Source organism: Xanthomonas sp. WHRI 1810A (assembly GCF_040202885.1).
Taxonomy (GTDB): domain Bacteria; phylum Pseudomonadota; class Gammaproteobacteria; order Pseudomonadales; family Pseudomonadaceae; genus Aquipseudomonas.
In genome coordinates this window covers 62,177-87,381 of sequence record NZ_JBEGED010000020.1, presented here as the reverse complement: position 1 = coordinate 87,381, position 25,205 = coordinate 62,177, and the positions used below count along the sequence as shown (strand labels likewise).

Below are 25,205 nucleotides of genomic sequence, written 5' to 3'. Positions count from 1 at the left end.
GTGGGCGGGGACCTGCCCGCCAATACGGATTTACGGCCGATGAAGATGTGTCGGATGCACCGACGTCTTCGCGGACAGGTCCGCTCCCACGGGGATTGCGTCTGGCCGGGAATAAAGTGAGACATCCATCGTTGGAGCGAGGCTTGCCCGCGAAGTTTTTCAGGCTTCAGACATTGCTGCGCTGCACCGGCCCCTTCGCGGGCAAGCCTCGCTCCAACGGCCTGCGGCCAGAATCAAAAACCAAAGCGCACCACGGTCCGCTTCTGCCGCAGGCGTGGGAGCTGGCTTGCCCTGCGATCTGCCGGGAACCGGCAGCAAACCCTGTATGGCCCCTCTGCGGGCAAGCCTCGCTCCAACGGCCTGCGGCCAGAATCAAAAACCAAACCGCACCACGATCCGCTTCTGCCGCAGCCGTAGGCGCTGGCTTGTCCTGAGATCTGACGGGCACCGGCAGCAAACCCTGCATGGTCCCTTCGCGGGCAAGCCTCGCTTCAACAGGTTCGTGACTTTCATTGTGGGAGCGGACCTGTCCGCGAATACGGTAATTCGTCCGATGAAGATGTGTCGGATGCACCGACGTCTTCGCGGACAGGTCCGCTCCCACGGGGATTACGTCTGGCCGGGAATAATGTGAGACATCCATCGTTGGAGCGAGGCTTGCCCGCGAAGCTTTTCAGGCTTCAGACATTGCTGCGCTGCACCGGCCCCTTCGCGGGCAAGCGCGCTCCTACAGGTTACAAACGTCTGCCACCCCTGTTCACAGGCTTTCCCGCCACCGCGCGCGAGTCAGTTCCCACGTCTGCTTTTCCATGACGCCACTGACGAAATGGCCCTCGCCGGTCGCAACCAACACCATGCCCTCACGCTCCGAAACACGCCGCGAGGCCTGGTTGGCAACGGCCTTGGGGACCTGCAGCACCGGGCGGTCCAGGGTTTCAAACCAGTAGCGATTGACCGCTTCGCAGGCCTCACTCATATAGCCTTGGCCTTGCCATGGCGGCGACAGCCAGAAGCCGCGGTGGTTGCCGGGCTGGTCGTGCAGCGAAATGCAGCCGATGGCCTGTCCCGTTGCGGTCAGCCGGATCATCCAGTGCCACTCTTCGCCGCGCGCCATGGCCGGCAACGCGGCATCTTGCAGGTAACACAGCGCGCCGTCCGCCGGGTACGGCCACGGCACCTGGCGGTCGAGGTAACGCACCACTTCCCAGTGCGGAAACAGCTGCTGAACCGCCTCGACGTCCGTCAGCTGCAAGGGCGTCAGGGTCAGGCGTGGGGTGGTGAATGTCGGGATGCTGTCCATGGCTGGAGCTCCGTGTTTTAGGTGTCAGGTGTTAGGTGTGATGGTCATTTCGAATACCAACGTCCCTGTAGGAGCCAACTTGTTGGCGAAAGCGATGCGATGCCGACGCTGCCGCTTCGCGAACGAGTTCGCTCCTACAGTTTCATCATCGACCTCCAAGCCGCAGGCAAAAAAAATGGCCACCTGTTTGAAGACGGGTAGCCATTGTGTCGCTGCGCGCTCTATCAGCCGCACGGACGCCATGGCCGTGTGAGAAAGCCGTTGGCGTACGAGGAGGAGGGCAGCGATAGAGTCATGAGCTGGAAACTAACCTCGCCGTCGGCAAGGGTCAATAGCGCATGGCCATCCTGGCTGAGAATGTCCACTGCGCTGTTGTACGCCTAATTGCTAACCCGCTGTTTGACGGCGGCCACGACGGCGTCGATGTCGAACGGCTTTTCGAAGACGTTGAAGAACAGGTCCGGCCGGGCCTTGCCCAGGTGCGCCTGGGCGCCGCTCATCAGCATCATGGGCGTGTCTTCCATGCCGGCTTTTTTGCGCACCGCTTCGGCCAGCTCTATGCCGTTCATGCCGGGCATCATGTAGTCGGTGATGATCAGCTCCGGACGCTCACGGTCGAGGATGTCGAGGGCTTTCTGGCCGCCGCCTGCCTTGACTGTCAGATAACCTTCTTCTTCCAGCGCATAGCTCAGGATATCCGCGATCAGGTATTCGTCGTCGATGATCAGAACGGTGGTCATACGGCACTCATCCGGCTCGATGCCACATGAGTTTGCGCAGGTGATACCGACCGTTGTCGGGGTTCAGTCGCCAATTGCATGCTGGAAAACCTTTTGAACGTCTATGCCGTGGTTGCCGATCACGATCTCTAGCAGTGAAGGGTCGTAAGCGCTGTCTCTAATCTTAAGTATGGATAACAGCCTCTTAAGTTCAGCCCCGTGTTGATCAAATCTGATTAACAGCAGGTTATCGACGATGCCGGACAAGTCCGGTGCCGGTGCGTCGACGTGGCCGCCCAGCAAACTCTGCACTTCCCACGACGCAACGACCGTGACGCCACGGCCGCGCAGCTCGCCCATCAGCGCGGTAAACAGGTCCAGCACGCGGGTCTTGTCGGCGGCGACCCGGGCCATGCCGCCCAGGCTGTCGATGAACACGCGCTTGATGTTCTTCTCCTCAACCGTGCGCAGCAGGTCGAAGGCCAGCCGGTCGATCAGCCCGGCGGTGGTCGGGCTACGGACGATGGTGAGTGCGCCCGAGGCTTGCATCGCGCCAAAGTCGCAGCCCAGCGCGGACGCCTTGATGCGCAGGCGCTGCGGGGTTTCGTAGAAACCGAAATGCAGGCCGGGTGATTGCGGGGTCGATTCGGCCAGAAACTGAATGCCCAGGGAGGTCTTGCCAGAGCCGGACGGCCCCGCCACCAGGGTCACCGACGATGAGATCAGCCCACCGCCGATCTGCCGGTCCAGCGACGGCATGCCGCTGGGGATGTACGCCAGCGTGTCGCTGTCCAGCGAGGCCGGGACCAGCACGCTTTCCACGCGGGGGTAGACCACGATACCGTCATCGGTGATTTCGAATTCGTGGACCCCCGAGATCGCGCCGCTGCCCCGGGTCTTGCGCAGCTTGAGACGGCGCACGGTGCGGGGCCCGATGGACTCTTCGCCCAGCTCGATCACGCCGTCGACCATGGTGTGTTCGGGGCTGCCGTCATCCAGTTGCGAGCTGGTCAGGAACAGCACCGTGCAGCCGGCAAATGCGGCGTGGCCCTGCAGCTCGGAAATAAATTTCTTGGTGTCGATCGGCGACTCGGCCTTGGAGCGGGCGTTGAGCAGGCCGTCGACAATCATCACCGTGGATTTCTGACGGGTAATCTCGCGCCGCAGCAGCTTGACGACCTCTTCCAGCCCGTCGTTTTCCAGGGTGTCGAAGGCGCTGACGAACTGAATGTCGGCGCCGATCCGGTCCTTGTCGAAAAAGCTCAGGGTCGACAGGAACTCGAACAGGCGTTCATGGGGTTCGGCCAGCAGCGTGGCAAACAGCACACGCCCCCCTGCGCGGACGTGGTTGAAACCCAATTGGTTGGCAAGGATGGTTTTGCCTGAACCGGGACGACCTTGAATGATGTAGGACGCGCCCGCGACAAGCCCGCCCTTTAACAGCGTATCAAGCCCTTCAATGCCACTCTGAAGGCGTTTTAGCTGATTCAAAATGAAACCCTCTGCTGCTGTTAATCCGGCCAGTGGCGAAGAATATCTGTTTGAGTTGCAAGTTGTAAAAAAAGGTGACTGAACGACCTTTGCGCGCCATTGATCCGGGAAGTGTCAATTTGCGCTGAATCTTGTGCCCGCGGCGCGTTCATTTCTACAAGAGCGGCAAACCATTGTCGCCGCATTGTCTCCCGCACTTTTGATACTGCCAGGACTTCTATGACTTCTCTTCAGCCCATGACAGGTGCCCCTGTCACCAGGCCGGCGCTGGCCGGGCAAGATCAGGCCAAAGCCATCTACGACGCGTTGATGCAGCCCAATGCCGATGTCGAGGCCTGCGGCGCAGTGGCGTTCCTGAATCAGCAACTGACCCAGGCCGAGCATGCACCGTGCGATCTGCCGCAGCGGCCGGAGCAGCTGGAAGACTGGATTGCCGGCAGTGTCAGCGCCGTTGCCGAGCAGTACGCGGCGTACTTGGCGTCGCGTCATGCAGGCGAACCGCGCCGGTTCTTCAGTAATAAAAGCCACGCGATGTATTTCCTGCAGCACGTGGCCCCCACCAAGCTGGTGGACGGCGCCTGGTTGTTCGGGCTGTTGCCGCACTGGGCCGATTACCGTTTCCACGGGCTGGTGCGCACGTATCTTGAAGAGCTGGGCGACGGCGATCCTGCGCTCAATCACGTATCGCTGTACCGCAAGCTGCTGGCGGACCTGGATTGCGATCCCGGCGACACGTTGCCGGACGAGCGCTACCTGCAAGGCGCCATCCAGTTGTGCCTGGGCATGAATGCCGCGCCGCTGCTGCCGGAAGTCATCGGCTACAACCTGGGCTACGAGCAGTTGCCGCTGCACCTGATGATTACCTCCTTCGAGCTCAACGAACTGGGCATCGATCCGTATTACTTCACGTTGCACGTGACCATCGACAACGCCAGCACCGGCCATGCACGCAAGGCAGCGCAAAGCGTGCTGGCGCTGCTGCCCATGGGGCCGGAGCGCGATGAGTTCTACCACCGGGTAGCCCAGGGTTATCGCCTCAATGAGTTGGGCGAGGGCACCACGGCGGTGATCCAGTCGTTTGATCTGGAGCAGCAAGTGATCGACATGCTCGAGCGCAAGCGCACCTTCGGTCAGCACATGCACTCGGACTACTGCCGCCTCGACGGGAAGACGGTGAACGAATGGCTGTCCACGCCCGATCAGATCCCGGCGTTCCTGGCCGTGCTGCAGAACCGTGGCTGGATCAAGCGTCACCAGGACCCCGCCGACAGCCGCTTCTGGCAGCTGATTGAAGGGGCGGGGGCGCCGATGTTCGGCATCTTCAGCGGTTACGAGAAGCAGTTGCTCAGTGACTGGATCAGCGGCGACTGGCAGCCGGTGCAAGCCAATCAGCCGAAAAAGGCCGCTGCCAATGCGTTCCGGGCACGCTTTCGCAAGACCGCCACCGCGCAGTTGCCAGCTCAACAGCCGTTGTCCGACACCGATCCGGACGTGCAGAACCTGAGCCGCCAGCTGGCGGAGGCGGACCCGTCTTCCACCATGCCGTTGCTCATCGAGCATCTGTCGCCGGCGCGTCATCCGACCCCGGCCGGGCTGCAAGCCACACGGCTATTTGTGAATAACATGGCTGAACGCATGAAAGGGCAACACGCATGAGCGAGGACGTGATGGCAGGGAAGGATCAGACGCCGGCGCCGCCAAGGTCGCTGGATCATGAAGCGCTCTTGGCGCTGGGTTACACGCTGGGTGACGGCGGTTACCGTTTCATCACCCCCACGCCGCTGACGCACCAACGGGTCAACGAGCGCGCCAGCAATGCCAGCGCACAGAATCTGGAAGGGGTGTTTGGCTGGAATCGCCCGTTTGCCAGCGGCCTGCTGCCCAGCGAGCAAGAAGCCAGCCTGCTGGGCAGCGGCATCATCACCCGTCAGGGCGATCAGTTGATCAGCACCGTGCGCTGGTCGACGCTGAACCATCTTCTGCTGCTGCATTCGTCTTTTCCCACCACGCAGGAAGACGCGGTGTTTTTCGGGCCCGACACCTACCGTTTCGCCCAGTCCATTGAGCGGCAGATCGAGGCGGCGCAGCAGCCTATCGGCCGCGCGGTGGACATCGGCTGCGGCTCGGGAGCAGGGGCGCTGGTGATCGCCAGGGCCTGTCCCGAGGCCGAGGTGCTGGCGGTGGACATCAATCCCAAGGCGCTGGCCTTTACCCAGGTCAATGCGCAACTGGCCGGCATGGCCAAGGTTCGCGCTCAGCACAGCAACATTCTGGCTGACGTGGATGGCCGTTTTGACCTGATCGTCGCCAATCCGCCGTACATGAAGGATTCAAAACAGCGCGCCTACCGCCACGGCGGCGACGCGCTCGGTGCCGATCTTTCTGTGCGCATCGTGCACGAATCGGTCGAGCGGCTGTCCGAGGGTGGCTCGCTGGTGTTGTACACCGGCGTGGCCATCGTCGACGGGCATGATCCATTCATTGCAGCGGTGCAGGAATGCCTTGCAGCGGGCGGCTTCCAGTGGCGCTACAGCGAACTGGACCCTGACGTTTTCGGCGAAGAATTACTGGAGCAGGGGTACGAACGGGTCGATCGCATCGCGGCTGTAGAGCTGGTAGTGACGCGCACCCGTTGACCGCTCTGGCCGGTGCTCGTCCGGCCAGAGGACCTCGGGCAAATGAAAAAGTTTCGTAAGTGATTGAAATACAAGGATTGGATCCAACAAGCCAGTCCGACGAATGACAGTAGTGGCACATTGCTTTTAGGGGAGCGCGATGAGATAGTCGCCTCCCCTAATTTTATCTTGTGAACAAAATGTTATCGTTCAAGCCACTTCTGATAGCCTGCGTGCTGCTCAGCGGTTGCAACGGAATGCCCACCGCTTTCATCAAGGATCCAGTTTATAACCAAGCTTTCGTCGTCCACTCCGGCGGGCCGATTCCCTACGTGTTGATGGGCAGCGCCGTGCAGTGGAATGAAGAGTACGCCGTCACGGTCAAGCACGTGCCGTACCTGTCCGGCTCTGTGTACGAAGGCCGTGGCGACATGCAGTTCTTCAAGCATCGCGCAGACAGCGCACCGCGCTGGCGCGAATTCAAGCCCGGTGAAGCATTGACCGCAGTGGGTTTCAGCTCGCTGTACGTTCCGGTCAAAGGCTCAGGCCGCGCTTCGTCCTCCCTTGTTCGTCTCGACGCCAAAGACGGCGGCGTGCTCTACGGGACCCACGACGGTCCGACCGCCAAGGGCATGTCCGGCGGCCCGGTCTTCGCCGAAGATGGCGACGCCGTCGGCATCAACGTCGCTTACCTTACCGCCGGGGATCTGCGCGAACTGGCTCGCCCCGACATGAACGGCAAGCCGCGCGTCAGCATCTTCATGCCGTACAACGAAATCAACAAAGAATGGCGCCGTTTCCAGGGCCAGCTCCAGGCACAGGCCCTGAAAGACCAGGTGGCCAAAGGTGAGGGCGTCGCCGAGCGCTAGTGCTCAGCGTTCGCGCAATGCCTCTTTGGCCCGGTTCAACGGCTTGAGCAGGTAGTCCAGGATGGTTTTCTCCCCGGTGCGAATGTCCACGGTGGCGATCATGCCGGGCACGATGGCGAACGTCTTGCCCGCCTTGTTGCGCAGCACGTCGTCCCTGGTGCGGATGAACACCCGGTAGTAGAAGACCTCCGGTTTGGCCTCGTCCTGAATGGTGTCGGGCGAAATGGTCACCACCTTGCCGTCCAGACTGCCGTAGATGGAATAGTCGTACGCAGTGATCTTCACCTTGGCGTCCTGATCCGGGTGAATGAACGCGATGTCCCGAGGCGCGATACGGGTTTCGATCAGCAGCTGCTCATCCAGCGGCACGATTTGCATCAGCTGACCGTTGGGCGGGACCACGCCGCCGATGGTGGTCACTTCGATGTCCTTTACGATCCCCCGCACTGGCGAGCGCAACGTCAATCGCGACAGCGAATCGGCCCGTCCCCGCACCACCTCCGACAACGTATCGGCCTCGGCGCTGGCTTTGGCCAGGTCTTCCCGGGCATGCACCATGTAGTCGGACTTCGCTTCGGTGGCCTTGAGCGCCAGCTCCGAGCGTTGACGGTTCAAGCGGATGACTTCGACCCGGCTTGAAGCGCCGATTTTCGCCAGGTTCTCGGTGATCTCCAGCTCGCTGCGCACCAGCTTCAGCGAATCCTCGATGCCGGCCAGCGTCGACTCCAGGCCCCGGCGTCGGGTGTTGTACAGCTCGGTTTCGGCCCGTGTCAGCTCGGGCCAGTCCTTGAGTGACGCCGGAAACTTCAACGGCTGGCCACTGGATTCGGCTTGCAGACGGCTGACGCTGGCCAGCATGGCGCGGTACTTCACTTCGCTTTCGCCGACGTTGGACTGGGTCTTGACCGGGTCGAGCTGGGCCAGTATCTGACCCCGCTCGACCAGGGTGCCTTCGGCCACGTTCATCTGCGTGACGATCCCGCCTTCCAGGGACTGGATCAGCTGCTCCCGGGAACTGGGCACCACTTTGCCGGTGCCGGTGGAGACTTCGACCACCGTGAACCAGGCGGCCCAGGCCAGAAAACAGGCGAGCATCAGCGCACAGACCCACACCACCCGGGTCGAGCGACGCACGTCCGACTCGTCGGCGCCATCGAGGTAGGACGCAGGGGCCGCCGGCATGCGAATCGCTGCGCCATTCTTGGGGCTGTTCATGGCCGGGCTCCCGTGGGTTGTCTGAGACGGGCCAGTGCCGCGTCGCGTTGGTCATCGATCACGATGCGGCCGTGGTCCACCACAATGATCCGCTCCACCCGCTGCAACACGCTGACCCGGTGGGTGGCGATGATCAGGGTGCGGCCTTCGCTCCACAGTTCCAGGTCATCCAGCAGCTTGCGTTCGGTGACGTCATCCAGGGACGCGGTGGGTTCGTCCAGCAGCAGCACCTGCGGTTGGCGCAGCAACAACCGCGACATCAACAGGCTCTGGCGCTGACCGCCGGACAGGCCCAGACCACCCTCCAGAATCAGATGATCGAGGCCTTTGGGCAGTTGCCGGATGAAGTCCAGCGCGCCACTGATGGCCAGCACGGCGACCAATTCCTGGTCGCTGGCCTGGCCGGCGCCCAGGGTCAGGTTGTCGCGCAGCGTGCCGTGGAACAGGCGCGCGTGTTGTTGCAGCAGGCCGACGTCCCGGCGCAGGTCGGCCGGGTCGATGTGGGCCATGGCGATGCCGTCGAGCGTCAGATGACCGGTGGCCAGGTCCATGGCCCCCGCGAGCCCTTGCAGCAGCGTGGACTTGCCCGCGCCGTTGCGACCGAGCAGGGCGATACGTTCGCCGGGGCGGATTTTCAGTTCCGCGACGTCCAGCACGGACGGGGTTTCTTCGGCGTAGCGGAAGCTGACATTCTTCAGGTGGTAGTCGCCACGGATCGCCGGCAGGTGCACACGTTTGGCGCTCTCCGGGTGATCCACGGGCAATTGCATCAGACGGTTCAAACCCTGCAGCGCCACCTTGGCCTGCTGCCAGCGCGTCAGCACGTGAGTGAGCTGCGCCATGGGCGCCATCATGCGCGAGGCGAGCATGGACGCGGCCACCAGGCTGCCGGTGGTCAGGTCGCCGGCGATCACCATCGGCGCGCCGAACACGATGACAATGGCAAACACCGCGCTCTGCACGTTCTGCGTCCAGGCGACCAGGCCGTTGGTCAGCGTGCGCAGTTGCAGGCCGCTGTCGGCGGTGGCGGCGTTGTAGTGGTTCCACTGCTCCTGGAAGCGCTGCTCGGCCTGCAGGTTCTTGATGTCGTCCAGGCCCTGGATACTTTCCACCAGCATCGCGTTGCGCAACGCCGATTCGCGCATGTTGGCGTTGGCCAGGCGCGCCAGTTTGCGCTGGTACAAAAAGCCCGGCAGCACCATCGCCACCAGCGCTACCAGCGGAATGGCCACCAGCGGCCCGCCGATCAGGTAGAACACCAGCAAGAACAGAAAGAAGAACGGGAAGTCCGCCAGCGCCGTGGCGGTGCTGGAGGTGATCAGGTCGCGGATCTGTTCCAGCTCCCGCAATTGCGCGATGAACGACCCGGTGGACTTGGGCCGCGCCGAATTGCGCAAGCGCAGGGCGTGGCCGTAGACCAGATCGGAGACCCGCAGGTCGGCGCGTTTGCCCAGCAGGTCCGTGATCCGCAGGCGCATGATGCGCATCACGAAATCGAAAATCACCGCCAGCATCACCCCGCTGAACAACACGTACAGCGTGGGCAGCGATTCGGCGGGAATCACCCGGTCGTAGACCTGCATGGAGAACACCACGCCGGCCATGCCCAGCACGTTGGCCACCAGTGACGCGATCATCACGTGGCCGTAGGGCCTGAGATCGCGCAGCACGATGCGCCGGAACCAGTGCTCGTCGAACGGTTGCACGTAGTCGTCGGTGCGTACATCGCTCAGCGGCCGTGCCGGACGCAGAATCACCGTGCGCCGCAGTTGCTCGCCCAGGGACTTGAGCGGCATTCGGTTCTGCAGGCCCTGGTCACCGCTCAAGGCGATGCCCACCTGTTCGTCGTCCACGCTTTGCACCACGCCCACCTGGCCGTCCTGCAACTCGACCACCACCGGCAGGCGCCAGCGGTTCAGGTCGCGGGGCAGCTTGCCGGCGAATTTGATGGTCAGCCCGGCCTGTCGGGCCATTTGCCGGACCACGTCATCGAGCTTGCGGTCCTGGCGCAGCGAGGCAATGCGCACGGTTTCTTCGGACACGTTGATCCGGTAATGGCGTGCCACCAGCAGGATGGCTTCCATCCACTGGTCGTAGTCGGGCGCCGTGGGACCTGGGTCCGGCGCGGCTGAAATCATGACGGCGTCGTTCATGGCAGTATCCTCACACCCTGCACGGTGCTGTCCTCGAGCCTGAAGGCTCGACGCAGTCCGCCGCTGTTGAACAGGCAGTCGATTTGCAGGCGGCGCATGTCGGCCACCGTGTTGGCCAGATCAAAGCGCGATTGGTGAATTTCCTGCTCGGCGTTGAGCAGGTCGAGCAGCGGGCGTGTGCCCAGGTCCAGGTATTGCCGGCCATACAACGAGCGGGCTTCGCTGATGCTGCTCTGGCGTTGTTCCAGCGAGCCGAGCCGCCGCGACAGGCTTGAGGTCTGCGCCTGGGCTTCGGTCAGGCCCTGGGTGGCCTGCAAGCGGGCGGTGTCTTCAGCCGAATCGGCGGCGGACAGCGCATGCCCGGCCGCCCGGCTGCGGGCACTGGTGGCGCCGCCCTGGTAGATCGGCACCTCCACGTTCAGGTAAATCCCGGCCTGGGTGCGGTCGGCGTACGGGTTGTTTTCGTTGTAGTTGTTGTCCAGGTAGTGATTGATCGACGGCTCCAGCGACACGGTGGGGTAGCCCTGAGCCTTGGCCCCGGCCAGTTCGGCTTGCGCCTCGTTGCGCTGGGCGAGGGCGACCAGCACCGACGGCAGCGCATCGATGGTGGCGTCGGGGTTGTCGCAGGCCTTGGCCGCGGCGATGGGGAACCCGTCGCTGACGTCGGTGGCGGTGGTGCGCCCCATCAGATTGCCCAGGGTCGCCTGCCAGCGAGCGTAGCTGGCTTTGAATTCCTGCAGCGTCGCCATCGCGCCTTGGGATCGCGACTGCGCCTGGACCACGTCGGACCGGGTGCTGGCGCCCATGTCGCTGCGTTGCTGGGCCAGCTGCACGATGTCGCCGATGCCCTTGATCTGGGCGCGGGCGATCTCCAGCAGGTTGCGATAACGCTGCACCTCGATGTAGGCGTACGCGGTGTCGCGGGCGACGTCATCGATGGACAGCAGAATCTGCGCCTGACTGCGCGCGACCCGGGCCTTGGCGGCGTCGACTGCGCTGGAGACCTTGCCGAAGTCGTAGAGCATTTGCTTGAGCGAAATGCTCAGCGCCTGACTGTCTCCGGCACCGCTGTTGCCGCTGCTGTAACCGGACCTGACGCCGCCACTGACCTGCGGGTAGTAACCGGCTTCGGCCACGTTGATGCCTTCGGCCTGCTGATACAACGCGCCGACCGACTCGCCGATGCTGGGGTGCCAGCCGACGGCCTGTTGAATGGCCTCGTCCATGCCCAGGCTCTGGGAACGGGCGGCGACCGGCGGCGTGGCGGCCGCGCCGGTGCGGGGAGTGCGGTGCTCCTGTAATTGGGTGGGGCTCAGGTTTCTGAGCGCGGGGGCGATGTGCTCGTCGGCACTCGCTGCGTGACGAGAAGCAAGCAGCAGACCCAACGCCAACAACGCGACGGGCCACTGCCGTGATACACAGGCTGACTTCACATAAATCCCTTACTGTCGGGCCATCGCGCACTGCCCGGGCAGTGCGCCTTTCCGGTGGGTGTCGCCCTTAAACCACTTGAACGCCGTTCTGTACCCATAGGTGGTGGGTCGGATCCTCCTGCGGTGTGTATTGGGTGTATTCCAGGCCGGCGGCCAGATGGGTGCCGTCGGCCGCCCACTCGCCGGTCATGTGCACGCTGTCTTGCTGGGTGCCTTTGATCAACAGGGTGCTGTTGTCGGTGTCGGTGATGGACACCAGGTCCGACAGGTTCAATGTCAGGTGCACCGCACTGGTGTCGTTGAGGTCAATGACGTCGATGTTGTGCAGCCGCGCCTGCAGGTTGCCCAGGTCGATGGACGCATCGCCGCCGGCCCAGAGCAGGGTGTCGGTACCGGTGCCGCCGTCCACCGAAGCAAAGTGCTGGTCGACGATGATCAGCGTGTCATTGCCTGCGCCACCGTTGAGGGTGACCGCGCCCCCGTGGGACCCATCCAGCGTGTCGTTGCCGTCGGTGCCTTGAATCACCTCGTGGCTGGCGCCTGCCGCCTGACTGCTCAGCAGCGAAGCGGTGTCGCTGTCATCGGCCAGGCTGAACGAGGCCACCCTGGCCAGGGCGCCGGTGGTGTGTTGCAGATCAATGGTCAGCGTCGCCGTGTCAACCGTGCCGTTGGGGTGGGTCAGTTGATAGGTGAAGACGTCCGCGTGACCGACCGCCGCGTCGGTCAGACCGGCGTTGAGCGTGTAGGCGTAGCTGCCGTCTGCCTTGACCAGCAAGGTGCCGTAGGTGCCGGCGACGCTGGTGCCGTTGTAGCCAGGCAGCACGTAGGCGCCGGAGGCCAGCACTGCCAGCGAGGTGAAGGCCGACCCCAGTACATCGGGCCCGCCACCGGCGGTGTCGGTGAACAGGTTGCCCGCCACCGGCGTGTTGCCGCTGACCACGAATTGGTTGTTGTACGTGGCCGTGTTGATGACGCCGGTGGTGACGCTGGTCAGCAACGGGGCTCCCCCGACGGTCACGTTGACCCGGTACGTGCCCGGCGTCTGATCATCGACGGTGGCGCCGTACGTGCCCGTGCCCAGGGCGAGCAGGGAGCCGCCCGCCCAGCTCTTGACCAGCACATAGTTGCCGGTGGCGGTGTTGAGTTTGTACAGCCCGACATTGAGCGAACCCAGCAGGTTGGCCAGGTTGCTGCTGGACACGGTCACGGTCAGGTCGCTGACGGTGTTGGCGGCCACGCTGAAGGTATACGCCCCGCTGATGCCGCCCAATACCACGCTGGCGGTGCCCAGCGTGGTGTTGGTGGTGGTCACCAGGTTGCTCAGGGTGACATTGGTGCTGGCCAGGTCGTTGGTGGCATCGACCACCAGCGCCGGCGCCGCCAGATTGACCGAACTCCAGACTTCGGCCGCTTGCGGGCTGTCGATGCGCACGTACAAGGTCGCGCCGTCGCTCAGCCCGTTCGGGTGCACCAGTTGGTAATTGAAGACATCGACCTTGCCCACGCTGCCAGCGGTACCGGTGGGCGTGTAGCTGTAGTTGCCTGATGCGTCGATGGTCAGCGTGCCGTAGATGCCTTGCACCACCGTGCCGCCGGCGGCGTTCACATAGCTCCCGGCTTTCAGGACTTGCAGCACCGCACCGTTGTCGGGACCGGTGATGTCCCGCGTGCCGTCGGTGCCCAGGTCACTGATGACGTTGCCGGTGATCGCCGCACCCGCCACCGCGTTGAACTGCGTCAGGCTGGTCACGTCCAGGCGCAGGCTGGAGTTGACCGTTTCCAACAGGGTGAGATTGTTACTGACCGCCAGCAGACGGTATTCACCGGCCACTTGGTTGCCCATGTCGATGGCCAGCGCTGTGTTGCCGTTGAGCAAAGTGAGGTTGATCGCCGCGCCGCTGCCTCCCACGGCCAGTGTCACCCACGCGCCGCTGGCATCTTTGACCTGCAGTGTGTAAGTCATCTGCGAGGACAGCTGCAGCACGTTGCCCGAGGTCAGCGTCAGGACCGAATGGGCGGTTTCGCCGCTGTTGACCGTGAAGTTGAACGCTTTGCTCAAACCGCCCAGGCCCAGCACGGTGAGAAAACTGTCGGTGTAGGTGCGCGCCGCCGTGACCGGAACCAGCGTCACGGAGGCGGTGGCCAGGTTGTCGCTGGCCACCACCGGCAGATTGACGTCGATGTCCGGCGCGGTGACGATGCTGGCCGGCGACTGGTTGCCCCGGGCATCCGCGAGGGTAACGGTCAAAACCTCACCGTTGATCTGCGCACTGCTCAGCGTGAGGCTGAACGTGCCATTGCCCAGCGCGGTGGTGGTGCCGAGAGTGACTCCAGCGGCGCTTTTCACGGTGACCAGCGCCCCGGCTTCTGCGCTGCCGCTCAAGGTCAGGCCGTCGGCGCTGACCAGCAAGGCATTGGCGGCCGGTGGTGGGGTGAGGTCCGGTGCGGTGGCGGCAATCGCTACCGACACGTTCCCGGTGGCATCGAGCTGGGTGATGCTCAGGATCTGGTTGTCGATCTGCGGCGGATTCAGCGCCACCGAGTACGTGCCGTTGGCGGAAACGATCGCAAGGCCCAGGGACGTGCCATCGGCGCTGCGCACCACGATTCGATCCCCGGCGATGCCCGCACCGGTGACCAGCGTGCCGCTGGCGTTGACCACCCCCGACACCGGTGCCACCGGCGCGGTGATGTCCGGTGCGATAACGCCCGCCGACGCAGACATGTTGTTCGCCCCGTCGGTCAGCCGCACGGTCAGTGCCTGGCCATCGGCCTGGGGCGTGGTCAGCGTCACGGTGAACAAACCATTGCTGCCTACCAGTACGCTGCCCAGCGGTTCACCGTTGACCCCGAAGACCGAGGCCGTGGTGTTCGCTTCGCCCTGGCCGCTGAGCGTGGTGCCATTGGTGGCCACACTCAGGTTGGTGGCAATCAACGGTGCCGTGATATCGCCAGCGGTCACGTTGGCGGCTGCCGACAGATTATTGGACGGATCGGTTTGCCGGACGCTGAGCACCTGGCCGTTCACTTGTGCTGCCGAGAGCTGGACGGTGAATGCGCCGTTTGCGCCCACCACGGCGTTGCCCAGTGTATTGCCCAGGGCGTCGGTGACAGCCACGGTGGCGCCCGCTTCACCGGTGCCGGTGACCTGCAGGCCACTGCTGCTCAACGCCACGCCCGTCGGTGCGCCCGGCGCCGTAGTGTCCAGCGCGTTGATCAAGGTCGGCAGCGACACATTGCCCGCCACGTCCCGTACGTTGACGGTCAGCGCCTGGCCGTCCAGTTGAGCAGGCGACAGGGTGGCGCTGAAGCTGCCATCGGCTGCAACGGTGCCGGTCCCCACTTGAACGCCTGCGGCGTTGCGCACCGTGACGGTCGCCCCGACCTCGGCGGCCAGGCTGTTGCCGCTCAGTTGCAGACCGTTGGGGTTGAGCGCAAGGCCGGTGGCCGCAGCGGGCGGGGTGATGTCCGGCGCGTTGATAAGGGCGGGGTTCGAGGCGTTGCCCGCCGCATCGGTCTGCACCGCGCTGAGGACTTCGCCGTTGGCCTGTGCCGGGTTCAGCGCCACGCTGAACGTGCCATTGGCGCCGACGAGGGCGGTGGCCAGGGGCGTGCCGTCTGCCGAACGGATCGTCACCGTCGCGCCGACCTCGCCAGTGCCGGACACCACGGTGCCGGTGCCATTGATGACCGGGCTGAGCAGTTGAGCCGGCGCGGTGGTGTCCAGCGCCGTGAGGGTGGTCGGCACCGACGTGCCGCCGCCAGTGGTGGCCGTGACCTCAAGGATCTCGCCGTTGGTTTGCGCAGCGCTGAGCGTGATGCTGTAGCTGCCGTCGTTGCCGGCGCTGATGGAGCCGAGCGAGAGCCCATCCTGGCCGTACACGGTCACGAGCGAGTTACCGACGGCGGTGCCGGTGACGGTCAGCCCGTCCGCTGACAGCACGGCGACCGGCGCGACCGGCGGCGGGGTCAATGGCGCGGTAAACGGTGCAGGGTCGGAAACGTTGAGCGCCACGTCAGTCTGAATAACGTTCAGCGCATCATCGCCAACCACCGCTGGATTGAGCGTCACGGTAAACGCGCCATTCACGCCTACCACTGCGGTGCCCAGCAGAAGACCCTGCGGACTGCCGTCGTCCAGATAGACCCGGACCGTTGCGCCCGCTTCACCTCGGCCAGTCAACTGGCTGTAGTTCGAACTGATGCTGATGGCGGTGGCAGCGTCCGGTGCAGTGGTGTCCACGGCGTTAAAATTCAGCGGCACGGAACCGTTGTTGGCCGCGTCCACCGAGACGACCGTCAGTGGTTCGCCGTTGCTCTGCGGCGTGGTCAGGGTGATCGAATAGGTGCCCAGCCCGGTAGTCCCGCTGGCGAGGACGGACCCGAGAGCGGCGCCATTGGCCGCGTAAACCGTGACCGTGCTGCCGGCTTCGGCCGTGCCGGTGACCACGTTGGCGTCGACGCCGGTGATGGTGGGCACGACCGGGGCCGTGAAGTCCGGCACCGTCAGCGGCGCGGCGTTGCCGACGTTGCCCGCCGCATCGGTCAGGGTCACGTTCAGCTGGCCGCCGTTGAGCTGCGCGGGGCTGATGGCAATGCTGAAACGACCGTCCGCACCCACGAAGCCTTCGACGGGCAGGATGCCGTTACCGCTCACGGTGACCCTTGCGCCGATTTCGCCGCTCCCTTCGACCACCAGGCCATTGGCGCTGAGTGTCAGGGTATCGGCGGGCAGGGGGGCCGAAACGTCCGGGACGGTGTAGGTCAGGTTGGCGGACAGATTACCGCCCGCGTCCACTTGGTTGAGGGTGAGCACCTCGCCATTGACCTGCGCCGGGCTCAGCGCGACGCTGAACGTGCCGTCCGGGTCAACGATCGCGGCACCCAACAGCACAGGAACGGCAGCGCTGCTGTACACGTTCACCGTGGCCAGTGGTTCACCGATACCGATGAGGGTCAGGCCGTCCCCGGTCAGCGCCGCTACCACGGGACTGTCCGGCGCCGTGATGTCCGGCGCGGTGACGTTGACGGCGGGGGAGGGGTTGCCTGTTGCGTCCTGTTGAACGACGGTCAACAGCTCGCCATTGCGTTGCGGCGTGGTCAGTTCGACCCGGAAGCTGCCGTCGCTGGCGACCGTGCCGGTGCCCACGGTGTTGCCCAGGTTGTTGGTGATCGTCAAACGCGCGCCAGCTTCGCCGGTGCCGGTGACGACACTGCCCGTGGCATCGATCGGATCGACTGCGCTGAGGATGACCGGTGCGGGCGGCGTAGTGTCCGGCGCCAGCAGGTTGCCGGCGGCCGAGGCGTTTCCGGCCGCATCGGTCAGCACCACCAGCAGCGCCTGGCCGTTGGTTTGCGCGGTTGTCAGCGTGACCAGGAAACGCCCGTCAGCCCCGACCGTGCCGCTGCCCACGGAGGTGCCATCGACCCGGGTGATGTTGAATGCCGTTCCGGCCTCCCCGGTGCCGGACACCTGGGTGCCGCTGGCATTAATCACCAGTTCGGTGGGGAGGGTGGGCGGGGTCAGGTCCGGTGCGATAACCGTGACCGGCACGCTGACGTTGCCAGGCGGGTCAGCCTGCTGGACGTTGAGCACCTGATTGTTGATCTGCGGCGTGCTCAGCGTGACGCTGAAACTGTTGTTGCCCAGCACAAGCGCCGTACCGAGTACAACGCCGGCCGCATCGCGCACCGTCACCGTGGCGCCCGGCTCACCGAAGCCTGTGACCACCAGGCCTGCGCCGTTGATGTCCACGCCCGAGAGCACGGCTGGCGGGGTGAGGTCAGGGCTGATCAGGCTGACGCTTGAGGACACGTTACCGGTTACATCGGCCTGATTAAGGCTGATGACTTCGGCATTGATCAGCGGAACCAGGAGCACCACGGTAAACGCGCCGGTGCTGCTGACGACACCGTTGCCGATGACGTTACCGGCGGCGTCAAGCACGCTGACGGTGGCACCGGCTTCACCGCGGCCGTTGATGGTGGCGCCGTCGCCGGCAATCGCGACGTCGGTCAACGACAGCGGCGCAGTGGTATCGACGGACACCAGGTTGGTGGCCGGCGACACATTGCCGTTGGCGTCGGTCAGGGTCACGGCCAGTGTCTCGCCGTTGGCCTGAAGTGGGTTGAGTATGACCTGGAAGCTGCCATCCACCCGAACCAGTCCACTACCGACCACGGTACCTGCGGCGTTGGTGATGGTCACCGTCGCACCGGCTTCCCCCGTGCCCGACAGCACGGTGCCCGGCGCGTTGACCGAGAGCCCGGCCGGCGCCACTGGCGCCAACAGGTCTGGCGTAGGCAGGTTGATGGCCACCGACTCGTTGCCCGCCGCGTCGGTCTGGTTGACGCTGAGGATCTGGCCGGAAGTCTGCGCCGGCACCAGGGTCGCGGTGAACGTACCGTCGGCGGCAACCAGCGCGGTGGACACAATCGCCCCGCCTTGACCCAGCACCAGCACGGTCGCCCCGGCTTCGCCACGCCCGGTGAGGGTGACGCCGTCGGCGGTCAGGTGATAATCGGTGAGCGGGGCGGGCGGCGTGATGTCGCCCGCCACGATCTGGGTCGGCAACGAATTGATCCCGTCGCTGAAGGCCGCGCTGGCCAACAGCGTTTCGCCATTGATCTGCGCCGGGATCAGCGTAACGCTGAAGGTTCCGTCCAGGCCCACGAGGGCGGTGCCCAACGGCACGCCGGCGACGCTGTTCACGGTCACCAGGGTGCCCGCCTGGGCGACACCGGTCAGGGTCAGGCCATCGGGGCTCAACAGCAGGTTGGTCGGTGCGTTCGGCGCCAGTGCGCCAGGGGCGAGGACAGACACTGCCGTCGAGGCATTGGTGGCCACGTCGGTCTGCACCACGCTCAGCAGATCGCCCGCAGCGACGCCGGGGGCCAGAGATACGCTGAATGTGCCGTTGGCGGCCACGGTGGCTGTGCCGATAACCACGCCCAGGGCATTGGTCACGTTGACCGTCGCCCCGGCTTCACCCAGACCAGTCAGGGTGCCGTTGCTGGCGGACAAAGCCAGGTTGGTCACCGGAACGGGCGGCGTGACGTCGGCTGCGGTGAACGGCACCACGGGCGAGAGATTGCCAGCAGGGTCGGCCGCCGTGACGTTCAGCAGTTGGCCGTTGAGCTGCGCGGCGCTGAGGGTCAGCAGGAAGGTGCCGTTGTCGGCCACCAGCGCGGTGCCCAATACGCGGCCCTGGGCATCGGTGGCGGTGACGGTGCTGCCGGCTTCACCGCTGCCGGTCAGTTGCAGGCCGCTGGCGTTGAGCACCAGATCGCTGGGGCCCACAGGCGCGGTGAAGTCCGGCGCGGTGATATTGACCGCCGGGCCTTCGTTGCCCGGTGGGTCTTCCTGATTGACGGTCAGCACCTGCGCGTTGATTTGCACGCTGCTGAGGGTGACGGTGAATGCGCCGTTGCCCGCGACCAGCGCACTGCCCAGCTCCACGCCGGCGGCACTGCGCACGTAAACCGTGGCGCCGGGTTCGCCGCGACCGGTGACCGTCAGGCCATCGGCATTGATCGTGACATCGGTCAGGGTCGCCGGTGGGCTGATGTCCGGTGCCGTCACGTTGGCGTCCGTCGAGACGTTGCCGCCTGCGTCGGTCTGGGTGATTTCCAGGGTCTCGCCGTTGGTGGGCGCAGGGGTCAGGGTGACGCTGAACACGCCGTCGACACCCACCACCGCAGTGCCCAGCAGTACGCCACTGGCATCGCGCACGTTGACCGTCGCGTCAGGTTCACCGAGGCCGGCCACGGTGGTGCCGTCGGCGGAAATGGTGAGCGTGGTGACCGCCGCCGGTGGCGTGCGGTCAAGCGTCGCCAGACTGGCCAGGGGCGACAGGTTGTTGGCCGCGTCCGCCAGTTGCACCTGAAGCGCCGCGCCGGTCAGTTGCGCCGGTCAGTTGCGCGATCGGCAGCGTGACCTGGAAATTGCCGCTCTGATCGACCACGCCGGTGGCCAGCACTGTGCCGGTGGCATCGCGCACCGTGACGGTTGCACCCGCTTCGCCTTGTCCGCTGACCACGGTGCCGATGGTGTTGATGGAAAGCCCGGTCGGCGCGGCCGGGGAGACCAGGTCCGGGGCAACGACGGTGGCCGGTTGCGACAGGTTCAGACCCCGATCGGTCTGAGCGACGGTCAAGGCCTGAGCGTTGAGTTGCGCAGGCACCAGCGGCACGGAGAACACGCCGGCACCGTCCACGACGGCGACGCCCAGCAGGGTGCCGTCGGCATTTCTGACCGTGACCGTGGCGCCGACTTCGCCGCGACCGCTGAGCGCGCTGCCATCGGAGCTGATCAGCAGATTGGTCGGTGCGTCGGGCGCGGTGCTGTCACCGGCGGTGAACGTCGCGGCCACCGACGTGCCGGTGGCATTGGACGCGGTGACGTGGAGGATTTGTGCATTGAGCTGCGGCGATTGCAGCAGCACCGAGAACGTCCCGTCGCTGCCAACGATGGCGGTGCCCAGCGCGACATTGCCGGTGCCCAGAACGGTGATGGTGGCGCCGATCACACTGGTGCCGGTCAGGGTGAAACCGTCCGGCGTCAGGGCCAGGGCTGTCGGGGCGGGCAGGCCGGTGCCATCCGGTCCGACGATGTCGATCGGGTTCGAGGCCAGACCGGCGCCATCGGTGGCAATCACGGTCAGGATGTCGGCGGTGACGGCTGCGGGGGACAGTGTCACCACGAACACGCCATTGGCGTCGATGGGGCCTCTGCCCAACACGACCCCATCCACGCGGGTGATGGTCACGGTGGTGCCGGCTTCCCCGGTGCCTGACAGGGTCAGCCCGTCAGGACTGACTACCAGATTGGCCACGTCCGCAGGCGCCGTTGTATCCGGCACGGCATAGGTCAGCGGCTGCGAGGCATTGCCCTGGGCGTCGGTCACCACCAGCGACAACAGTTCTCCATTGAGCAGTGGCGCGCTCAGTACAAAGGTGAAGGCGCCGTTGATCACTGGCGCGGTGCCCAGCACCACGCCGTTGGCGTCGATCACGGTGACGGTGGTGTTGTTTTCCGCGTTCCCGGACAACAAGGTGCCCGCTGCATTTATATCGAGACCGGTCGGGGCGCCAGGCGCCGTGAAGTCCGGTGACAGGATGGTCGCCGCCCCTGACGGGTTGCTGCTGGCGTCAGTCAGGGTGACGCTCAGTTGTTGCCCGGTCAGTTGCGGCGGGGTCAGCGGGACGGTGAACGTGCCGTCGCTGCCCACAACGGCGGTGCCCACTTGAAGACTGCCGGCGCCGAGGACCGTGACCGTGCTGCCGGGTTCGCCGGTGCCGGTGAGGAGGGCACCGTTGGTGGTGATCGCCAGGGCGCCGGGCGCGGCGGGTGGTGTGGTGTCGATGGCGTTGAAACCCACCACCACCGATTGATTGCCTGCGCCATCGGCCTGGCTGACGTTCAGGCGCTCACCGTCGCTCTGGCCCGGAACCAGCGTGATTGAGAACACACCGCCGGGGCCGGCCAGGGCTGAACCCAGCTGCGTGCCGTTCGCGTCGCGCACAGTGACGGTCGCGCCTTCTTCACCGATGCCGGTCACGGTGACGCCGTCGACACTGACCACACTGGTCGGTGTGCCTGGCGGCAGAATGTCCGGTGCCAGCAGGGGCACGGCCGGCGTGGCGTTCAGCGCGGCGTCGGCTTGACTGATGCTCAGTGTCTGGCCGTTGTTTTGCGCCGGTGTCAGGGTGATTTCGAAACGGGCGTTGGCGCCGACAACTGCGGAACCGATGGCGTTGCCCTGGCTGTCGAGCACCGTGACGGTGGCGCCGATTTCGCCGTTGCCGGTGACGCTGGTGCCGTTGGCAGAGATCGCGACATTGGTCAGTGCAGCAGGATCGGTCAGGTCAGGTGCGGTGGTATTCACCGCCGTCGACAGGTTGCCTCGGGCATCCGCCTGAACCACCTGCAACAATTGCGCATTGTCCTGCGTGGTGCTGAGCGCAACGCTGAAGGTCCCGTCGGGATCAACGACCACGCTGCCGATCACGGTGCCGCTGGCATCGCGCACGGTGACGGTCGCACCGGGCTCGCCGGTGCCGCTGAGTACGTCGCCGGTGGCATCGAACGTCAGGTCGGTGACCGCCACCGGCACCTGAGTGTCGGGGGTGATAAAAGGCACCTGCGCGGACGCATTGCCATCGGCGTCGATGGCGCTGACCAGCAAGGTCTGGCCGTTGTTCTGGGCGCTGTTCAACGCAACGCTGAACACGCCGTCGGCGCCGACCACGGCGGTGCCGAGGACCACGCCGGTGCTGGTGGTGACAGTTACGGTGGAGCCGGATTCACCGTTGCCGGTGAGCACGGAGCCATCGACGGCCACGGCGATATTGCCCGGCAGCAGTGGACCGTCCAGGTCCGGCGCACTGACCGGCAGCGGGGTGCTGCTGTTGCCAGCGGCGTCGGTCAAGGTGACCTGCAACGCTTGGCCATCGACCTGCGCAGTCGGCAGCGGCACGGCGAACGCACCGGTGGTGCCCACCAGCGCGGTGGCCAACACGTTACCGTTGGCATCGCGAACCGTGACGGTGGCGCCGGGTTCGCCACGCCCGGTGACCAGTTGGCCATTGGGGTTGACGGCCAGGTCGGTTGGTTGATCGGGGGCGGTGAGGTCCGGAGTCGCCAAAGACGTTGGCACCGATTCCACGCCGTTGGGCGCAACGGCCACCACGTCCAGCACTTGTCCATCGAGCTGTGGCGAACTCAGCGGCACGGAATAGGTGCCGTCCAGCCCCACCACGGCGCTGCCCAGCACGTTGCCATTGGCGTCACGCACCTCAATGGTGTCGCCAGGCCTGCCTGAGCCCGTCACGACGGTGCCGTCGGCGCTCAGCACCGGGTTGACCGGCGCCACCGGGCCGGTGCCGTCGGGCACGGTCACGTCGGCACCGGGGGACACATTGCCCGCCGCGTCTGCCTGAGTCACGCCCAGTACGACGCCCTGAGCCACGGCGGGTACGAGGGTGATGATGAACGTGCCGTTGACCGCCACAGTGCCGGTGGCGATCAACGCACCGTTCACGTCACGGACAGTGACGGTGTCGCCGGCCTCGCCCTTGCCCGCGAGGGTGCCACCGTCCGGGCTGACCACCAGGTCAGTCACCGGTGGCGGTAAGGTGGTGTCGGGCGCCGTCACCATCATGGATGCGCTGCTGTTGCCGCTGGCATCGACGGCGGTCACTTCCAGCCGTTCGCCATCGACCTGTCCAGGGGCCAGCGCGACGACGAAGGTGCCGTCGGCCGCGACCCGCGACACGCCGACAACGCGCCCGGACAGCGAGCGTACAAATATGCGGAATCCGGCGCGGCCGGTGCCGGTCATGGTCAGCCCGTCGGGGGCCACGATCAGGTTTGCCGGCGGGGCGGGCTGGCTCAGGTCGGGCGCGCCAATCGCGACGTTGCCGGACACGTTGCCGGCGGCGTCCGTCAGGTTGACGGTCAGGGCCTGGCCGTTCGTCTGGGCCGGGATCAGCGGCACGTTGAATGTGCCGTCGGCGTCCACCGAAGCCGTGGCGACCACCAGGCCTGCGGCATCGAGAATGGTCACCGTCGCGCCGACTTCACCGCGGCCACTGATCCGGCTGCCGTCGCCACTGATGACGACATTGGTCGGGGCGGCGGGCGGCGTCGCATCGAGAGGCGCCGGTGGGGTGATGTCCGGTGCTGTGAGCGAACTGGTGGCCGAAGTGTTGCCAGCGGCATCGATAGCGCTCACGACCAGCGTCTGCCCGTTGTCCTGCGCCGGGCTGATCGTCAGTGAGAACGTGCCATCGGCGGCGGCCACGGCACTGCCCAGCAGCGTGCCATCGGCGGCGCGCAGTTGCACGGTAGCGCCGGGCTCGGCGGTGCCGGTGAGCAGGCTGCCGTCCGCGTTGAACAGCAGAGCGCCGGGGGCGCCAGGGGCGGTGGAGTCCGGGGTGGCGACCGCGGTGGAGGCTGACACGTTGCCGGCCGCATCCGTCTGGTCAACGGTCAGCGGCGCACCGGTGACCTGTGGCGTACCGAGCGGGACAGTAAACGTCCCGTCAGCCGCGACCACGACGCTGCCGAGCACGGTGCCGTTGGCCGCGCGAACCGTGATGGTGGCGCCGGCTTCACCGGTACCGGTCAGGGTCCGGCCATCGGCGGTCACGGTCAGATTGGCCGGGCCGACGGGTGCGGTGCTGTCCGGGGTGGCAATGGGGGTGGATGCAGACACGTTGCCAGAGGCATCGGTCTGGTCAACGATCAGTGATTCACCGCTCAATTGGGGTGCGTTCAGTGGGACCGTAAAATTGCCGTCAGCGGGCACCACGGCGGACCCCAGGACGTTACCCCGGACGTCACGCACGTTGATGGTCGCCCCGGGCTCGCCGATACCGCGTACGGTCAGGCCGTCCGCCGACAGCGTAATGTCGGAAGGCGCGGTCGGGGCGGACACGTCAGCCGCAGCGCCGCCTCCGCCACCGCCTCCGCCACCACCACCTGCGCCGCTCGCCGCCGCAGCCCCGCCTGCGCCTAACAGCCCGAGGCCGGCGAAGGCCCATTCAGGCGTGGCACTGCCCACAACGCCGGTGGTGGCGAGGAGCGAATCCAGGGAGGAGATTTCTTCGAAGGTGAAGCCGTTGAAGGCTTCGGTGCTGTAGCGGGCCTGCCACAGGGTGCCGTCCTGATTCTGGAACACCATGTCGCTGTTAACGCCATTGGGGTCGGCGTTGAAAAAATTATTAACGGTGACGCGCTCGCCGGATTTCAGCGTCACGGTCAGGTTTTGTCCGTTCCTGCTGACTGCAGCCACCTCGCTGGGTGGCACCGGCATTTGCACAACACTGGTTTGCGAAAGTTGTACATCCCCCCAGGCATTAGTAGTGATTTCGGACGTGGTTTTATTGGCGACTACAATATTGTCCATAACAGCTCCTGCCGTTTTCCATTGCGCATTCCAGACTTCGATGGTCCTGGAATAGCTATTGCCGATGGCACCCAAACGAGGGGTGCCAACTCACATTGGTTTGGCCAGACTCAGAAAATCTGGCATCCATCCGGATGACACTGGTATAGCAAAGAAAATAAAAATGGGAACCTGCCTGTAGTCCGTTTCTTTGTTCATCTGACCTCATGTAACCGGTTCCAAGGTGCGTTTCAGTCCCGAATTTTTTGTGTATTACCGTTTGGCTGGCCCGCAGAAACGGGCCTCACAGGTGATCGCACAGTGAGATCAAAACGCCATAAAAACGCGTCAAATTGACGCTGAAATTTTGGCGTGATTTTTTATTAAATCGGATGGATGGCGCAGGAAAAAGCGATACACGCCAGAACGTTAGTGCGTTATGGGGGTATTCAAATGGATAGCATCTCCGAAGGTTCGGACGACGCGTACTGGCATTTTTCAGTCAGCCGTTCATTTTTAG

General features: G+C 65.0%; 11 protein-coding genes. 3 read left to right on the top strand and 8 right to left on the bottom strand.

Annotation, left to right across the window (positions count from 1 at the left end; translation table 11 throughout):
- Positions 1-757 precede the first annotated feature (757 nt).
- The 3 genes from ABQX22_RS23390 to ABQX22_RS23380 all read right to left on the bottom strand — a co-directional run bounded on the left by ABQX22_RS23390 (position 758) and on the right by ABQX22_RS23380 (position 3,510).
- Positions 758-1,300, bottom strand: coding sequence for a GNAT family N-acetyltransferase (locus ABQX22_RS23390; protein WP_349802249.1), 543 nt, complete (start codon positions 1,298-1,300; stop codon positions 758-760).
- 380 nt (positions 1,301-1,680) lie between these two features.
- Entirely contained in the window at positions 1,681-2,040 is a 360-nt protein-coding gene (locus ABQX22_RS23385; RefSeq protein ID WP_349802248.1) for a response regulator, read from the bottom strand.
- Between the two features lie 63 nt (positions 2,041-2,103).
- On the bottom strand, positions 2,104-3,510 hold the full coding sequence (locus ABQX22_RS23380) for an ATPase domain-containing protein (protein WP_349802247.1): 1,407 nt from the start codon (positions 3,508-3,510) through the stop codon (positions 2,104-2,106).
- Positions 3,511-3,729: 219 nt separating this feature from the next.
- Here ABQX22_RS23380 and ABQX22_RS23375 point away from each other — a divergent pair, with 219 nt between their 5' ends.
- From ABQX22_RS23375 to ABQX22_RS23365, 3 genes are all read left to right on the top strand, one after another.
- On the top strand, positions 3,730-5,166 hold the full coding sequence (locus ABQX22_RS23375) for an iron-containing redox enzyme family protein (RefSeq protein ID WP_349802246.1): 1,437 nt from the start codon (positions 3,730-3,732) through the stop codon (positions 5,164-5,166).
- Positions 5,163-6,146, top strand: coding sequence for a class I SAM-dependent methyltransferase (locus tag ABQX22_RS23370; protein ID WP_349802245.1), 984 nt, complete (start codon positions 5,163-5,165; stop codon positions 6,144-6,146). Before ABQX22_RS23375 ends, ABQX22_RS23370 begins: the two co-directional genes overlap by 4 nt.
- A gap of 236 nt (positions 6,147-6,382) precedes the next feature.
- Positions 6,383-6,994, top strand: coding sequence for a trypsin-like peptidase domain-containing protein (locus ABQX22_RS23365; RefSeq protein WP_349802244.1), 612 nt, complete (start codon positions 6,383-6,385; stop codon positions 6,992-6,994).
- Positions 6,995-6,997: 3 nt separating this feature from the next.
- On the opposite strand, the gene ABQX22_RS23360 is transcribed toward ABQX22_RS23365, so the two are convergent.
- The 5 genes from ABQX22_RS23360 to ABQX22_RS23340 all read right to left on the bottom strand — a co-directional run bounded on the left by ABQX22_RS23360 (position 6,998) and on the right by ABQX22_RS23340 (position 24,706).
- Positions 6,998-8,209 (bottom strand): HlyD family type I secretion periplasmic adaptor subunit, encoded by a 1,212-nt coding sequence (locus ABQX22_RS23360; protein WP_349802243.1) that lies wholly within the window; start codon positions 8,207-8,209, stop codon positions 6,998-7,000.
- The gene (locus tag ABQX22_RS23355; protein ID WP_349802242.1) at positions 8,206-10,362 is read right to left on the bottom strand and encodes a type I secretion system permease/ATPase; all 2,157 of its coding nucleotides are present in this window, start codon (positions 10,360-10,362) and stop codon (positions 8,206-8,208) included. Before ABQX22_RS23355 ends, ABQX22_RS23360 begins: the two co-directional genes overlap by 4 nt.
- The gene (locus ABQX22_RS23350) at positions 10,359-11,795 is read right to left on the bottom strand and encodes a TolC family outer membrane protein (protein ID WP_349802241.1); all 1,437 of its coding nucleotides are present in this window, start codon (positions 11,793-11,795) and stop codon (positions 10,359-10,361) included. Before ABQX22_RS23350 ends, ABQX22_RS23355 begins: the two co-directional genes overlap by 4 nt.
- Positions 11,796-11,862: 67 nt before the next feature.
- Positions 11,863-19,677: a BapA/Bap/LapF family large adhesin gene (locus tag ABQX22_RS23345; RefSeq protein WP_349802240.1), complete on the bottom strand. Its 7,815-nt coding sequence runs from the start codon at positions 19,675-19,677 to the stop codon at positions 11,863-11,865.
- On the bottom strand, positions 19,619-24,706 hold the full coding sequence (locus ABQX22_RS23340) for an Ig-like domain-containing protein (protein WP_349802239.1): 5,088 nt from the start codon (positions 24,704-24,706) through the stop codon (positions 19,619-19,621). The genes ABQX22_RS23345 and ABQX22_RS23340 overlap by 59 nt, the downstream gene beginning before the upstream one ends.
- Positions 24,707-25,205 lie beyond the last annotated feature (499 nt).